This window comes from Bacillus benzoevorans (assembly GCF_014207535.1).
GTDB classification, from domain to species: Bacteria; Bacillota; Bacilli; order Bacillales; family Cytobacillaceae; genus Bacillus_BD; species Bacillus_BD benzoevorans.
Genome location: NZ_JACHGK010000022.1, coordinates 43,350 through 59,843 on the forward strand (window position 1 = coordinate 43,350; position 16,494 = coordinate 59,843).

Genomic DNA, 16,494 nt, shown 5'->3' on the forward strand with positions numbered 1-16,494 from the left:
CTAAAACATGACGATAGAACTGGTATCGTTCATTTCTAGCAGATGAAACGACTATGGATAATATTACCAAAATATTTTATTACCCTTTTACTTTATTAATATAATAAGATAAAAGAGTGTCTTTTTTGAATAATTCCTATTTTCCATGATAAATGGCGATATACAGGTGGAAATCATTTCCACCGTATCCATAAACAAAGCAATTGACGTTTATTGGAAGAATTGTTATTATTATATTCATAATAAAATTATTGTCGAATAATGACGAATAATTAATACTAGAGAGAGAACCCAATTGCACATATGGAGGAGAAACACTATGAAATCTACTGGAATTGTCCGTAAGGTTGATGAATTAGGACGGGTAGTTATTCCTATCGAATTAAGAAGAACTCTTGGTATTGCTGAAAAAGACTCATTGGAAATTTACGTTGACGATGATCGTATTATTTTGAAGAAATATAAACCTAACATGACTTGCCAGGTTACTGGTGAAGTATCTGATGATAATCTTTCTTTAGCAGGCGGAAGATTAATTCTTAGCCGTGAAGGCGCTGAAATTCTTTTAAAAGAAATTCAGGATAGTTTCAATCTAGCTAAATAATAAACCCCATAGAAAAAGTGCCCCTCCTCATAACGGAAAGGCACTTATTTTTTTCTTTAGTTTTCTGTATTTTTATTCGACATGATATAAATGATAGACATCACGCTTATTCATGTCCCTGTCCTTTGCTGTCTGCTTAATAGCATCCTTTGATGTCATACCTTTTTCCTCAATATAATGTTCAACATGATCCGTAATAGATAAATCCTCCCACCAATGATCTTCCACTCTGGTCACCGGCTCACCTTTTTCAATAATTAAACAGAATTCACCACGCACCTCCTGCTCGGAGGCCCATTGAATGAACTCAGAGACAGTACCGCGGATAAATTCCTCGTACCTTTTTGTCAGTTCCCGGCATAAAGCCATTTTCCTGTTTCCTAATACTTCCTCAATTAAGATCAGTGTTTCTTTTAATCGATGTGGTGCTTCATATAAGATGATCGTTGCCGGAATAAACCCTAGTTCTTCGAGTTGCTTGCGTTTATCCTTCTTCTGCCGATCAAGAAATCCGAAAAAGTAAAAGGGCTGTGTGGAAATACCCGAAGCAATCAGTGCCGTCAATGCGGCATTGGCACCCGGCAGCGGTACAACTGTTAATTGCTCCGCTATCGCTGCAACTACCAGCTCAAAACCGGGATCCGATATCGTCGGTAATCCCGCATCGCTGATCAGGGCAACTTTTGCCCCCTCTTTTAACAAGCCGATGATTTTGCGTCCGCTATTCTCTTTATTATGTTCATGGTAACTCATCAATGGAGTATCAATTTCAAAATAATGTAATAACTTCTTGGAATTCCTTGTATCTTCAGCAGCGATGTAATCTGCCTCTTTCAACATTCGTATCGCGCGGAAACTCATATCCTCTAAATTGCCAATCGGAGTCGGCACAAGATAGAGAATTCCCTTCGTCTCTTCGTTATCAAAGCTTTTCTGCTGCCACATATTGACCCTGCCCTTTTATATATTGCTGTTTCTTTTTGCGATCCAGCTGTTTAAATGCATATTCTGCCTTAAGCGCTTCGCTTTTCGTTGCATATTTTTTGCTGAATACCAGCTTAACCGGTCCTCTGCCGCGTGTATATTTTGCGCCCTTTCCTTCATTATGAAGTTTAATCCTTCGCTCTATATCATTGGTGTAGCCGGCATAGAGGCTGTCATCCTTGCAGGATAGGACATAAAAATAATGCTCATCCTTCTCCATATAAAATGTTCCTCATTTCAGGAGTATATTCGTTATTATCTTGATAGACTGTCAGAGGCGGCGAAATTTTCAAATCAGCATTACCTCCCTTTATCCCTTCGATTAATAAAGTATTCGCTTCTTTTCCCGCCTTAGGATAGACAAATTGAACCCGCTTTGGCTCTAATTTATATTTCCGCATCAAGGTAATGATATCAATCAGCCTGCCTGAACGATGAACAAACGCTGCTTTGCCTCCCTGCTTAAGCAGAATGCTTGACGCGCGAACAGCATCCTCCAGGGTACAGAGAATTTCATGGCGGGCAATGGCCAAGTACTCATTTCCATTCATTTCACTTTTTGCCGGCGTTGAAAAATACGGCGGGTTACAGGTCACGACATCATATTGATCATGACCAATCGTCTTGTGGATCTCTTTTATATCCCCATGGATCATATGGAGGCGGTCTGTGAGATGATTATAAGCAATACTGCGGACAGCCATGTCATATAATCGTTCCTGAATTTCAATTCCTGTGATCGTGCCTTTCGTTCTCGTACTTAAAAACAAAGGGATCACCCCGTTCCCGCTGCATAGATCAACTAATTTCCCTTTTTGAATCGGGACATAAACAAATTTCGCTAACAAAACGGCATCAAGGGAAAATGCAAAAACAGAGGGGCTTTGAATAATCCGCATATCCTCCGCTAATAAATAATCAAGCCTTTCATCCCCTTTTAACTCAACCAAATTGATCCCCCCTCTTCACTTCCATTTATTATGAAAAAACAGCCTTCCCAATAAAATAAGGAAGGCCAGAAATTATTTTTTATTTAAAAAAGATAGACAAAAAATACAATCCCCGTCCGTGCGCGGGCTGCCAAATTGCAGGTTGCATATATGAAACCCTTCCTGGTAAAGACGGGCCAGATTATCATAGCCTTCTCCAATTTCAGCAAGTATTTGATCGGTTGAATGAGCCTTTGCCGTGCCCTTTTTTTTAACCCTCTTTGACTCTATATTTTCTGTTCTTTCATCAAGATGACGTCTTAAATTTTCATTCTCCAGCTTAAGAGAATTATTTTCCTCCAGAAGTTCTGCCACATGCTGTTTTAATTCTCCCAGCTGCTGGTATAACTGCCCAATCTGACTTTCCAAATTACTTACTGAATCAAAAATTCCTCTTTTATCCACTGATTCCACCTCATTACTCTGTGGATTGAACAGAAACGGCACCTTCTTTTAAAATTTCATCCAACGTATATTCTAACACACGTTCATGCTGTGGAATTTCAACCTGGAGCACACGTTCAAGAATATTCAGCCCGACTACTTTTCCATTACCAAGAGGAGTTTCTATCCACTGGCCCAGATCAGGTAATAATTCCTTTGATGATTCATACTCATCATTTTCATATTTTAAACAGCACATCAGCCGTCCGCATAAACCGGAAATTTTCGTTGGGTTTAATGACAGATTTTGATCCTTTGCCATTTTAATAGAAACCGGCTCGAAATCCCCCAAAAATGTCGAGCAGCAAAGCATTCTCCCGCATGGTCCAATGCCGCCGAGCATCTTCGCTTCATCACGGACACCGATTTGCCTAAGCTCGATTCTTGTCCGAAAAATCGCCGCTAAATCTTTTACCAGCTCCCGGAAATCAACTCTCCCATCGGCTGTAAAATAGAAAATGACTTTATTGCGATCAAATGTATACTCTACATCTACCAGCTTCATTTCCAGTTGATGAATATTTACCTTTTCACAGCAAACATCATAAGCCTCTTTTGCTGCAGCTTTATTTTCTTCGACAATCAGACGATCCTTTTGATCTGCAATTCGCAATACCTTTTTTAAAGGAAGAACAACATCATTTTCATCTACCTGTTTCGGGCCGATTACCACTCTTCCGTACTCTACCCCTCTAACTGTTTCGACAATAACGTGTTCATTGTTTTGAATTGGAAGATCTCCGGGATCAAAGTAATATATCTTACCCGCTTTTTTAAAGCGTACTCCTACTACATTATACACTTAAGATCCCTCCTGCAATCTAAGAACAAGCTGCTCCATCAATAACTGTGGATTCATGTTCGCCGCCAGCTTACCCTTTGCCTCTAATATGGCTGTCATTTGCTCGCCTAATTTCCTTCCTGATATCTTTAGTGCCGACCGCTCTAATAATGAACGCTCATTGACAAAGACCATTCTGTCCTGCTTACCAATCTGTATATATAATAAATCCTTAAATATAAGAAGTAATAAATCTAAACCACGGTCTATCTGTTCTTTGTCCTTAAAATGCAAAAACCATTCCTCTTGCAGCGCCGTAAGAGCTTCAAGCGGATCTTTCTTAAGGACTGAAAATAATTTTACCACTATCTTTTGTGCTTGTGCAAACCAATCATCACTATTCAGCGCTACTGCTTCATCCAAATTATTGGTTAGGCAGGAAAGTATAGGCGCCTTCTGCTCCGGGACCCCGGCCTCAACCATTCTGCGCAGCAAACTCTGTCCGGAAAGGGGCTGAAATGAAAGCGTTTGGCAGCGGGAGACAATGGTCGGCAGTATTTTCTGAATTTGTTCTGTGACTAAAATAGCAAATGTCTGCTGAAAAGGCTCCTCGAGAAATTTAAGCAGACTGTTCGCCGCATTGACCGTCATCCGATCCGCATGAATGATCATATAGATCTTCTGACGCGATTCAACCCCTGTCTTCGCAAACTCCTCCTGCAGATCATGGATTTGCTGCTTTTTGATCGACAAACCGTCAGGCTCAACGATATGAATATCAGGATGGTTGCCATGATTAATTCTTCTGCAGTTCGTGCATGCCTCACACGGCCGGAAGCCATCTATCAAAGATAAACAGAACAGACTTTTTGAAAGCAGCATTCCTGTCTCGTGTTTCCCTGTCCCTCTCATCCCTTCAAATAAATAAGCATGGGCGAGGCGTTTTTTTTGCAGACTGTTTTTGATCATTTTTAGTGCAACCGGTTGAATCTCTTCCAGCTCTTCCCACGTTTTCGACAAAGCTATCACTCACCTCATGTATTGACAACAATCGTGTTTCACACTGCTTAGAAGTTAAGCCAATGCATCTTCATTATAACAGCAAATACGCTAGAAAAACACGACTTACCGCTCAAACACACGAAAGTTGACAGGCACCCTAGCGCCATCCGCTCTTATTGATTGCTGTTGATAAACAAGCGATGCTGCTCCCTTCAACATCCAGCCTTCTAATCCTTCTTTTCGCTAAATTATGCATACTTTCCTGCCAAATTGGAGATTATTTGATAGTACAGCATTTTTTTAGGGGGAAACAAGTGTGATTTTAAATAAAGAACAACTCAGTGTGGAAGCACACAAATCTGCATTAAGTCATGACCCTTTTATCAAGCGTAAGCCTATTGGGCGTTTCTGGAACGGTCATGTTTCCGATATGGAAAAGATCCGTGTGTTTGTGAACCAGCTTCGTGAGAGAAATTCAACCTGTTCACAGCCTGCTGAGGAATGGCTTCTCGATAACGCAGAGTTTCTAGAAGAACAGGCTTTGACCATTAAACAAGAGTTGAGCAAACAGCTGATAGATTCCCTGCCCCATCTAAGCAAAAAAGGGGAACCGAGAATCTTTTCTATTTGTAAGGATTATATCAACTATACGGACGGTCATATAAATATTGATACCTTTCTCTCCTATATCCATGCCTATCAGGAAGTATCTATATTAAAAATTTCCGAGGTCTGGTCGATCCCGGTAATATTGCAGATTGCACTGATTCATCGCCTCGCCGAAATGTCGGATGAGCTGAAAGTTCGGCTCGATATTTGTACAAAAGTGAACGAACTCCTTTCCGGGATAAATTCTACGGAGTTAAATCCGGAGAGTTTAAATAGAGCGCTGGAGGATGCAGGTCTGGAAATGCCGCTTGCCGGTTCCATGATTGTTCATTTAGTCAGGCATCTTCAGGAGCGTGCCGATTATACAGCAATGGTTAGTGAATGGCTTAGCTGCAAGCTGGAAAATGGGACAGAAAGCTTAGAGCAGATTTTATCCTATGAATATCAGCTTCAGGCTTCCTATCAAATGTCTACCGGAAATATTATCGGAAGCATGCGGAAGCTTACACGGTTTGACTGGCATGAGTTATTTGAGAAAATGAGTTTGGTTGAACAGACATTGAGAACAGACAGTACAGGAGTCTATCCCCAGTTGGATGTATCAAGCCGCAGCACACTGCGGAAAAGAATTGAACAGCTTAGTCTCCGCCTGAATCTGCCAGAAAACTTGATTGCCTGCCAGGCAGTAGAATTAGCAAATGAGTATGTACAGCAATTGCCGGAGGAGAATAGGGAAGATTGCGGGCGCCAAGCATCTATTGCTTTTTATTTATTAGAGCCTGCAGGACTGAAGCTTTTAAGACAAGGACTAAAAAAATGCGGCGAAGGCAAACCGAGAATGATGCCGGAAAATGGGATTCTGCGCCGCCCGACAGAAACGTATTTTAATATGTTAGTACTTATGTTTGCGGCTGCTCTCCTCGCCTTTTCTCTCTGGATGGGCATGGGCTGGAGCTTTACACCGCTTCAATGGCTGGCCATTGTTCTCGTCCTTGTCCTGCCGGCTATGGAATGGGCTGTTACAGCATTGCATTGGTTCATCGAACGGGTCAGACGTCCGATCCCCTTACTAAGATATGATTTTTCGAAAGGCATTCCTAAAGAGGCCGCGGCAATGGTTGTTATTCCGGTGATTTGGTCGGCGAAGGAGGAGGCTTTGGAAATTGCCGAACGCCTTGAGCTGCACTATTTAGCAAACCGTGATTCTAACCTGCACTTTGCTATTTTGAGTGATTTTAAGGATGCCAAAACAGAGCAGCTTGATGAGGACAAAATAGTAACAGAAGCGGCACTCAAGGAAATCAGACGATTAAACCGGGTTTATCCTGACAGCTCCTTCTATTTATTCCAGCGGAAACGTTTATGGAATCCTGCAGAAAATGCATGGATGGGCTGGGAAAGAAAACGCGGCAAACTAGTCGAATTTATTGAGCTGCTAAAAGGAAGAAAGGATACCAGCTTTACAGCTATCGAAGGAGATGTTTCGCTGCTAAAGGATATCCGCTATATCATTACACTCGATGCAGATACAATGCTGCCGCTTGAAAGCGCTCAGCGAATGGTCGGTACGATGCACCTCCCATTTAACCGCCCTAAATTAAACAAAACAGAAACAAGAGTGATTGAAGGCTATGGTGTTCTGCAGCCCAGGATTGGAATGAGTCATGAAGCGGCAGCAAAATCCCGTTTTGCTGCACTTTGGTCCGGAGATCCGGGTATCGATCCTTATGCATTTGCTGTGTCTGATACTTATCAGGACGGTCTCGGTCAAGGGATTTTTACAGGAAAAGGAATATTTAATATTGATGTCTTTTACCGGGTGCTTTGCGAAAGGATTCCAGAAAATCGGGTGTTAAGTCATGATTTGCTAGAAGGAGGATTCCTGCGCACAGGGGTGCTTTCAGATATTGAATTAATCGATGATCATCCAGCACACTTTCACTCCTTTCAAAAAAGGCTTCACCGCTGGGTCCGCGGCGACTGGCAGTTAATATCATGGCTCTTGCCGAAGGTGATAAATCGCAGCGGTAAATTACTGCCGGTAGATTTATCTATATTAACCCGCTGGCAGATCATAGACAATTTAAGGCGCAGCCTGCTTTCTCCGGCATTATTATTGACCCTGCTCTTAGCCTTAACCATACTTCCCGGTTCTCCTATCCGCTGGTTGGCAATTGTAATGATAACTTGGCTTCTGCCTTTGCTTCGTCAGTTAGCTGCAGTGAAGGCCAGTCTCAAATATACAAAAGGGCTGCTGTTCACTGCAGGACAAGTACTGGTTAACATCATGACCCTGCCATTTCAAAGCATTCTGCTCTTTGATGCAATCGGAAGGGCGCTTTATCGATTATTGATTTCGAAACGGAACTTGCTGGAATGGACCACATCGGCTGAGGCAGAACGAAATAGTCAAAGGAATGAAGCTCCAATCCTTTTAGGAATGGCGGGAGGTTATCTGCTGATCCTTCTATTTTTCGCTGCAGCAGTTTTCAGCGGATATTTACCCGTTCAAATAACAGGCATAGCACTTGCCGTGCTGTGGGCATGCGCCCCATTTGTTATAAGATGGCTAAACCAGCCGGTGCCGCAGGAAGGTCTTTCTTTTTCCAACAGTGAAAAAGAGGAATTACAGACGCTGTCAAAGCAAATATGGAGCTTCTATGAAGACTTTGTTACGGAAGAGGATAATTGGCTGCCTCCCGATAATGTGCAGATGGAGCCGCCTAAGGGAGTGGCACACCGGACATCGCCTACTAATATCGGGTTGTATTTGTCCTGCGCCTTGGCCGCGAGGGACTTTGAATTTATCGATACACCGGAGTTGATTCAACGGCTGGAACGGACATTGGGTACAATGGAAAAAATGGAGAAATGGGAAGGTCATCTTTACAATTGGTACGATACGGTAACACTCGCGCCACTACCGCCCAAATACGTCTCAACCGTGGATTCCGGCAATTTAGTATGCTGCTTAATTACAGTAAAAGAAGGTCTGCTGGAATGGATGCAGCATGATTTCGGGATTGACATGGGAGAGTTTCCTGCAGGAAAGGATAAATCACTTCATATCGCCTTCTCCGAGGAACTGGCCCCGATCATTACCGATGATTTCCTGAAACAGTCAAATACACATTGGCGCGATCGCGGACAGAAGCTGCTGGTGCGAATAGAGGAATTTATCCGCAGCACGAATTTCCGCCCGCTGTATGATCATAAGGCAAGACTTTTCTCCCTAGGCTGGCATATGGAGCGCCACGTGCGTGATGAAGTGCTTTATGACTTAATGGCCTCAGAGGCAAGATCAGCAAGCTTTATTGCGATTGCACTTGGACAGGTTTCCGTCGCCCATTGGAATGCCCTTGGCAGAACGATGACGAAGACTGCGAACAAGCCATTATTACTATCTTGGTCCGGCACCATGTTTGAATATTTAATGCCATGGCTCTTTATGAAAACGTACCGCAATACTTTGTGGGACAGCACCTATAAGGCAGTGGTCGAACGGCAGATTGAATATGCAAAGCAAAGAAGCGTACCATTTGGGATTTCGGAATCGGGCTATTACGCATTTGACTACCAGATGAATTACCAATACCGCGCCTTCGGTGTACCGGGACTCGGGTTTAAACGCGGGTTGGATCAAGACTTAGTTACAGCACCTTATGCAACCATTCTGGCCCTGCCTTTTGCAAAAAGTGCTGCTCTTAATGCGCTGAAAAAATTTGAACAGCTCAAAGCCCGAGGAAAATACGGCTTTTACGAAGCAGTGGATTTTACTAAAAGAAGGCTGCCAAAGCAGAAAGAATACATGGTCATCTGTAGTTTTATGGCACATCATCAGGGCATGAGCTTACTTACGCTTGCAAACGTACTGCTGCCGAAAAAGATGTATCAACGGTTCCATCAAAATAAAGAAATCAGGGCAGCTGAACTGCTGCTGCAGGAACGGATTCCAAAACGGCCGAAGCTTATCCAGCATCCGTCAATGAACCGCGTTCATAAACCATTTGAAAAAATGACACACAATAATACGCCAATCAGGGAATTTGTCTCGCCGCATACAAAAACCCCAGCAGTCAATATCCTCTCAAACGGGACTTTCACGACCGTGGTGACCAATTCCGGAAGCGGATACAGCCAGTTCAAGGATGTGTTAGTCTCAAGATGGCGGGAAGATCCTGTTATGGATCCATGGGGAAGCTTTATCTATATCAGGGACATTTCCAAAAATACGGTATGGTCGCCATCCTATCAGCCCTGCATGGTAGAAGCTCCTGAGGCTCGGGTTCAGTTTGGCTTAGATCGTGCTGTTTTTATGAGAACGGACGGCGAAATTAAAACGACGATGGAAATCAGTGTTTCTCCAGAGTGTAACGCAGAAGTCCGCCGCATTACGCTGTTAAATAACAGCCTTGAAGCTAATGTCCTTGAGGTTACATCATTCGTAGAGCTCTCCCTTTCAAATCCGATTGCCGATGCAGCCCACACCGCCTTCAGCAAGCTGTTTATCCGGACTGACTTCGATCCGGAATCAGAATGCCTGATTGCGAGCCGCAGGCCGCGTGAAGTAAATGGAAATACGCTGTGGTCAGCCCATTCCCTTATGATCAAAGGGGACACACTAGGCTCAATCGAATTTGAAACCGATCGCACAAGCTTTATCGGCCGCGGTTATTCTCTCGCTAAACCTCAGGGAATCACAAGCCGCCTGCGCGGTCAGACAGGCTCTGTTGCCGATCCGGCCTTTGTTATGCGGCGCCGTATCAGCATCGGTCCGGGAGAGCAGGTCCAATTAATAGCGGTCACCTCTGCTGCCGATACATGTGAAGAGGCGATTCATATCGTGCGTACGTTTACCGCGGAGCAATCCATCGAACGTACCTATCAAATGGCTTGGAACCGGGTTCAGATCGAACTGCGGCATCTGCAGTTGAGCAATACGGAAGCTGTGGAATTTCAAGGACTCGCCGGGCATATTCTCTACCGCACGCCGCTAAAGAAAGAACAGGAGTCTAGTATTTCGATGAATCAGAAAGGGCAATCCGGTCTTTGGTCCTTCGGGGTATCCGGTGATCGGCCAATTGTTTTGGTCAAAATTGCCGACAGCAGCCATATGCCCTTTATTCAAAAAATCCTGACAGGTCATGAATACCTGCGCCGCCTGGGTCTTCTCTTTGACCTTGTTATCTTCAACGAATCGATTGGCGGATATCAGCAGAATCTGCAGGAGGCGATACAAAGTGCGGCGGAGCATGGTGTTGATCGCTTTGGTGCTGCCTCATCAGGAGTCTACACCATTGCCGCCAACCAGCTGACCGAAGAAGACACAGCATTGCTGATGGCTTCCGCACGGGTCATCCTCCAGGCGGGAAGATCAAGCTTAACAGCGCAAATGCGGCGGCAAAAAACGGAAGAGGGACTGCCGGAGGCATTGGTTTTGAATCCTTCGCTGAAGATAGAGAATCCTCCATCGACGCTGCCACAGCTAATGGATACGAAGACCTGGCAGTTCTTTAACGGCTGGGGCGGATTTTCCCCGGACGGAAAGGAGTATTGGATCCTGATTAAAAATGGAAATCATCTTCCTGCTCCTTGGGTGAATGTCATCGCCAATCCCAAGCTTGGTTTTATGATTTCGGAATTAGGAACAGGCTACACCTGGTGGAAGAACAGCCGGGAGTGCAAGCTGACACCATGGTCGAATGACCCTGTGCTTGATCCGCCGACTGAAACGGCTTATTTGCGTGATGAGGCGAGCGGTGAGGTCTGGACGGCAGCGCCAACAGCCGGTTTTTCCGAAGCACCTTATAAAATCACTCACGGCCGCGGCTACACCCGTTTTGACCATGAAAGAAACGGCATCACACATGAGCTGACGATGTATGTGCCGCTTGAGGATCCGGTCAAAATTATGAAATTGAAGCTAAAAAACAATTCTGCTGTTCAAAGGGAGATTTCCTTAACCTATTATGCAGAATGGGTACTCGGCGTCCAGCGCCAGTCCAATGCACCTCATATCGTAACAGAGTGGCTTGAATCTGCCCAAGTTCTAACAGCGCGGAATACTTATCAAGAAACGTTCCGTGATGCCACTGCCTTTTTGGGGATGTATCAGCAGCAAACGGCGGATAGTGATGTTTCTAAGGATGAGAACCTGTCCTGGACAGCTGATCGAAATGAATTCATCGGACGCAATGGCACGCTGGGACATCCGGCGGCACTTGACCGCATCTCTCTATCAGGCCGCACCGGTATACTTTATGAGTCGTGCGGTGCCGTGCAAATGAAGCTTACACTAAGACCTGAGGAGGAACACGTTGTCTATATTCTTCTTGGCTGCGAGGCATCCAGAGAGACAATTGCCTCCTTAGCGAAAAAATACAAACAGCCGGCTCAATGCGAGACCGCTTTGCAGGAAGTTCATGACTTCTGGGCGGAACATCTTGATCAAATCCAAGTAGCGACGCCATCCCCGGAAACGGATATTCTGTTAAACGGCTGGCTGTTGTATCAGTCGCTGGCATGCCGCATGTGGGCAAGAACGGCTTTTTACCAGGCCGGCGGTGCCTACGGTTTCCGCGATCAATTGCAGGATTCTCTTGTCCTGCTTCATACGCTGCCAGAAATGACAAGAAAACAGATTCTGCGCCACGCCGCCCATCAGTATCTTGAAGGTGACGTGCAGCACTGGTGGCATGAAGAAACGGAACGCGGTATACGAACCCTTTTCTCCGATGATTTATTATGGATGCCATATACTGTATCGCGCTATATTGAACATACAGGAGATTGGTCCGTACTGGATGAAATCGAGCCTTACTTGACAAGCGAGCCGCTTCATGATGGGGAGCACGAGCGTTATGAACCGACTGTGATTTCCTCGGAGCAAGGAACCATTTACGAACACTGCCTGCGTGCGATTGACAAATCCCTGTCCCGCATCGGGGAGCACGGCTTGCCGCTTATCGGTGTCGGCGATTGGAATGACGGGATGAATCTTGTCGGCGCAGAGGGCCGCGGGGAAAGCGTCTGGCTTGGATGGTTTCTAGTGGATGTGCTGCAGCGCTTTAGCGGGATTTGCTCCGAGCGCCATGATCAAGAAAAAGAAAAGCAGTATCAGAAGGCGCGGGAGGATTTCATTTCTGCCCTTAATGAGCATGGATGGGACGGGCAATGGTACCGCCGCGCCTTTACAGATGCAGGACAGTGGCTTGGATCGATTCAAAATGAGGAATGCCGCATAGACGCTATTGCTCAGTCCTGGTCGATTATTTCCGGGGGTGCACCACCGGAGCGTGCCATCCAGGCGATGGACTCCTTTGACCGCGAACTGGTTGAGCGCGATTTGAATGTCGTCAGATTGCTGACTCCGGCCTTTGACAAAACAGAACCGAGTCCTGGATATATCCAGGGATATCCGCCGGGACTGAGGGAGAACGGTGCCCAGTATACCCACGGTGTCATCTGGGGCATCGTGGCATGGAGCCAGATGGGACGGGGAGATAAGGCAGTGGAAATGTTCCAGATGCTAAACCCTTTAAACCACACTAGGACTGACTTCGAAGTCAAGCGATACGCTGCCGAACCATATGTAATGGCGGCCGATGTCTATACCGCAGCACCGAAGGAGGGTCATGCCGGATGGACCTGGTACACAGGAGCAGCAAGCTGGATGTATCAGGCCGGGATTGAGTGGATTCTCGGCATTCGCCGCCGCGGCAACAAGCTCTATATCAACCCATGTATTCCAAAGGACTGGTCCGGCTTCACCGTGACATACCGCTTTGGTAAAACGCCTTACAAGATTCAAGTTGCGAATGAAGCGGAAAATAGGATTCGTGCTTCTGTTGAAATGGATGGAAAGAATATTCCTCTCACAGAGGACATTCCTTCTATTGAATTAATCGACGATGGGCGGGAGCATCAAGTTCATGTGAAAATGTAAAAAATAACAATGGGTCCTTATCGTTTCATTATCCGATTTTGTCCTTCATTGCCCCGATGAAGGACCTTTTTCTCGTTTCATATTCCGATTTTGTCCTTCATTACCCTAATGAAGGACCTTTTTCTCGTTTCATTTTCTGATTTTGTCCTTCATTGCCCCGATGCGGCTCAGCTGTTATTTTTGTTTGTCTCAATAAAGGTTAACACAGCATTTAAAGCATCATGAAATACTTCTTCAATTGTATTTTCCGCATTGATGACCTTTATCCGATTTGAATACTGCTGCTGCAGCAGTTGATAGCCTTCTCTTACTTGATAATGAAACTTTATTGATTCTAGATCTAAACGATTCACTTCTCGGTCTTCATCCTTAGCAATTCTCGATAAACCGATTTCCGGATCAAGGTCAAAATAAAGGGTTAAATCAGGCATATAGCCTTCGATTGCAAATTTATTGATGGAATAAATCTCTTCCATCCCAAGTCCCCTGGCAAATCCCTGATAAACTAAACTGCTGTCAATATAGCGATCACATAGGACCATCTTCCCCATTTGCACTGCCGGGATAACTTTTTCTACTAAATGCTGCCGTCTCGCTGCGGCATACAGCAATGCTTCCGTTCTTGAATCCATAGCCGTATTGGCCCGATCGAGAATGACTTTCCTAATTTGTTCTGCGATATCAATACCGCCGGGTTCTCTTGTCCGAACCACTTCGAATTCCTTTTCTTCTAAGGCTTCTGCTAATAAATTCAGGATCGTTGTTTTCCCCGAACCTTCACCGCCTTCGAGAGTAATTAAATAGCACATTTGCGATTCCCCTTGCTTCTTAAAGTATATATCTATTTTTTCAACTCAAACATTTCTAATATACATGAAATCCTCAACCCGCACATCTCTTTATTTTAGGCATTTCCCCTTGCATCGATTACAGAAGCCTCCGTATTGACTTCTTTATCATTTAGATTGATAAATGTATATTTCCCCTTGGCAGATACCACTGCCCTCTTGAAATCTTGCCCCCGATTTCGCTAAGTGCTGAATTTGCGCCATCACGGGGTCCGTAATTCTTTCTCCTGGGAACAACAGAGGAATCCCTGGCGGGTAAGGAGTTACTCTTTCGGCAGCAATCTCCCCTATTGCGTCATGAAGCGAGACTTTACGCCGGGTCAGATATTGGGCTTCCTCACTGTCAACTTCAAGCAATGAGATAACCGGATGGTAATCACTCTTGTCTATTTTTCGCTTCGTTCTTTTTACAGACTGTAACGCTCGATTGATCCCAGTAATAACTTTAGCGAATGGGTAATCCATTCCTGTTTTTAACAGAGGCAGGACAAGTAAAACATTAAGAGGGTCGGCTAATTCCGTATAAATCCCTTCCCTCGCAAATGCCTCTTGCATTTCGAAGCCGTTTAAATCCGTTTGTGATTGCAGCGTAATCTTTAAAGGGTCGCCTTTTTGCGAACCATAATTTAAAACCTTAATCCCGTCATTTTCGCTTAATTTTGCAGCAAAATAAGTAAGCTGCTCATGCAGATAGGCATGATCCCCCGCCGAATACGTTCCAATATAGCTCCTCGCTATATCCAGTGAAGCCATGATTGGGTAGGAAGGACTGCTGGACTGCAAGATGTGCAGGTAATGATCAAGCCTGCCCTTTGCAATTCTTTTGCCATTTAAATGGAGATAGGAACCCATGGTCATTGCCGGCAAAGTTTTATGCGCGGACTGCACAACGATATCCGCACCTAACATGACGGCTGACTTCGGAAAAAAGCCGCCGCAGATAAAATGAGCCCCATGCGCCTCATCAACGAGCACAGGAATATCTGCCTTATGGGCTTGCTTAATAATCTCCTCCAGATCATTGACCATTCCATAATAGCTCGGATAAGTCAAAATCAGCGCCTTTGCCTCCGGATAGAGTTCCATCGCCTTTGCGACAATTGCTTCGGAGATACTCCCAGTTACTCCCCAGTCCTCATCGTATTCTGGTCCAAGAAAAACTGGCCTTGCCTGCGCTAATTCAATCCCGTTTAATACTGATTTATGGCAATTGCGCTGAACCAGCACGATATCGCCCTTTTGTAAAACCGTCAGGATCATGGCTAAATTTCCTACGGTTGAGCCGTTGACTAAGAAGTAGCTCCTCTCCGTGCCATATATCTCTGAAAGGAGCGTCTCTGCCTCCTTTATGACACCTTCTGGACTGTGAAGATCATCCAATCCGGCTAATTCCGTCGCGTCCAATTGCAGGATGCCGCGATAGACTGAGTATTTGGGATGGTCCAGCAGTCTGCCATATTTGTGACCTGGTACATGCAGTGAAATCGGATTTTTCTTATGATGTAAAATAAGCTGATCCAATAGAGGGGTTTTATACTGATCCATTTAGCACCATACTTTCTTTATTTCATTAAAGTATCTTCTTTATTTTACGAAAAAGACAACACGGTGGAAAGCTCTCATTTGTATTGCCTGTTTGTATCAATACAGCGCCTTCATATATATAAAACACCTGACTAAATAACAGCTTGCACCGCTCCGGAAAAGAATTCAGTTAGACATACAATGATTTAAGCGTATCATCATACAATAGTAAACATCTAAACTATTTAAGTGAATATTAACAATATTGTATATATTGGTTCAGAACTGGTTACGATAGGAGTATGGAGGTGGAGCAATTGAATGCGAAACAGATATCGGAAACATGTGTCATTTGCGGTGAACAAAAAGGAAGGGGAATCCATCTGTACACATCGTTCCTTTGTGTTGACTGTGAACGGGACATCATCTTAACAGATACAAACGATCCTAAGTATAAATATTATCTTAAAAAGCTTAAGAAGATTACTACTCCGGAAATATTTTCATAAAGAGATTTTGGGATAGTGGAATTTAGAAGGTCCATGAAGCCTGGCTTCACTCTTGTGTGGGATGAGTTTTACACGTAGTACCTTTTTGGTTTAGTTTGCGGCTTTTTCAAGCCTTTGATTATATACAAAAAAAGAGCACCCACTTAAGGGTACTCTTTGTCTTGCTTGGCGGCGTCCTACTCTCACAGGGGCAAAGCCCCAACTACCATCGGCGCTGAGAAGCTTAACTTCCGTGTTCGGGATGGGAACGGGTGT

11 protein-coding genes and 1 rRNA gene are annotated in these 16,494 nt (G+C 44.6%); 3 read left to right on the forward strand and 9 right to left on the reverse strand.

Annotated features, from left to right (window positions below; all coding sequences use genetic code 11):
• Positions 1–319: 319 nt before the first annotated feature.
• Positions 320–604, forward strand: a complete 285-nt coding sequence (gene abrB / locus HNR53_RS20215; RefSeq protein WP_184529486.1) for a transition state genes transcriptional regulator AbrB — start codon at positions 320–322, stop codon at positions 602–604.
• Positions 605–676: 72 nt separating this feature from the next.
• Here the strand turns inward: abrB and rsmI are convergent, their stop codons facing one another.
• The 6 genes from rsmI to holB all read right to left on the reverse strand — a co-directional run bounded on the left by rsmI (position 677) and on the right by holB (position 4,822).
• Entirely contained in the window at positions 677–1,549 is an 873-nt protein-coding gene (gene rsmI, locus HNR53_RS20220) for a 16S rRNA (cytidine(1402)-2'-O)-methyltransferase (protein WP_184529488.1), read from the reverse strand.
• A complete protein-coding gene (locus HNR53_RS20225; protein ID WP_184529490.1) occupies positions 1,527–1,808 on the reverse strand; it encodes a GIY-YIG nuclease family protein in 282 nt (93 codons plus the stop codon). Before HNR53_RS20225 ends, rsmI begins: the two co-directional genes overlap by 23 nt.
• Complete coding sequence (locus HNR53_RS20230) at positions 1,795–2,487, reverse strand: tRNA1(Val) (adenine(37)-N6)-methyltransferase (protein ID WP_221452414.1); 693 nt, start codon at positions 2,485–2,487, stop codon at positions 1,795–1,797. The genes HNR53_RS20225 and HNR53_RS20230 overlap by 14 nt, the downstream gene beginning before the upstream one ends.
• Before the next feature lie 123 nt (positions 2,488–2,610).
• Entirely contained in the window at positions 2,611–2,982 is a 372-nt protein-coding gene (yabA, locus tag HNR53_RS20235) for a DNA replication initiation control protein YabA (RefSeq protein WP_184529492.1), read from the reverse strand.
• 13 nt (positions 2,983–2,995) lie between these two features.
• Positions 2,996–3,823, reverse strand: coding sequence for a regulatory iron-sulfur-containing complex subunit RicT (locus HNR53_RS20240; protein ID WP_184529494.1), 828 nt, complete (start codon positions 3,821–3,823; stop codon positions 2,996–2,998).
• Entirely contained in the window at positions 3,824–4,822 is a 999-nt protein-coding gene (holB, locus tag HNR53_RS20245) for a DNA polymerase III subunit delta' (protein ID WP_184529496.1), read from the reverse strand. It lies immediately after the preceding gene.
• Positions 4,823–5,120: 298 nt separating this feature from the next.
• Between holB and HNR53_RS20250 the strand changes: the two genes are divergently transcribed.
• Positions 5,121–13,358: a GH36-type glycosyl hydrolase domain-containing protein gene (locus HNR53_RS20250; RefSeq protein ID WP_184529498.1), complete on the forward strand. Its 8,238-nt coding sequence runs from the start codon at positions 5,121–5,123 to the stop codon at positions 13,356–13,358.
• Between the two features lie 167 nt (positions 13,359–13,525).
• Here the strand turns inward: HNR53_RS20250 and tmk are convergent, their stop codons facing one another.
• Positions 13,526–14,167 (reverse strand): dTMP kinase, encoded by a 642-nt coding sequence (gene tmk / locus HNR53_RS20255; RefSeq protein WP_184529500.1) that lies wholly within the window; start codon positions 14,165–14,167, stop codon positions 13,526–13,528.
• 147 nt (positions 14,168–14,314) lie between these two features.
• On the reverse strand, positions 14,315–15,751 hold the full coding sequence (locus HNR53_RS20260) for an aminotransferase class I/II-fold pyridoxal phosphate-dependent enzyme (protein WP_184529502.1): 1,437 nt from the start codon (positions 15,749–15,751) through the stop codon (positions 14,315–14,317).
• A 281-nt stretch (positions 15,752–16,032) separates the two neighbouring features.
• On the opposite strand from HNR53_RS20260, the gene HNR53_RS20265 reads away from it, so the two are divergent.
• Entirely contained in the window at positions 16,033–16,239 is a 207-nt protein-coding gene (locus HNR53_RS20265) for a sigma factor G inhibitor Gin (RefSeq protein WP_184529504.1), read from the forward strand.
• Positions 16,240–16,402: 163 nt separating this feature from the next.
• Here the strand turns inward: HNR53_RS20265 and rrf are convergent.
• Positions 16,403–16,494 (reverse strand): 5S ribosomal RNA (gene rrf / locus HNR53_RS20270); the annotation flags it as partial.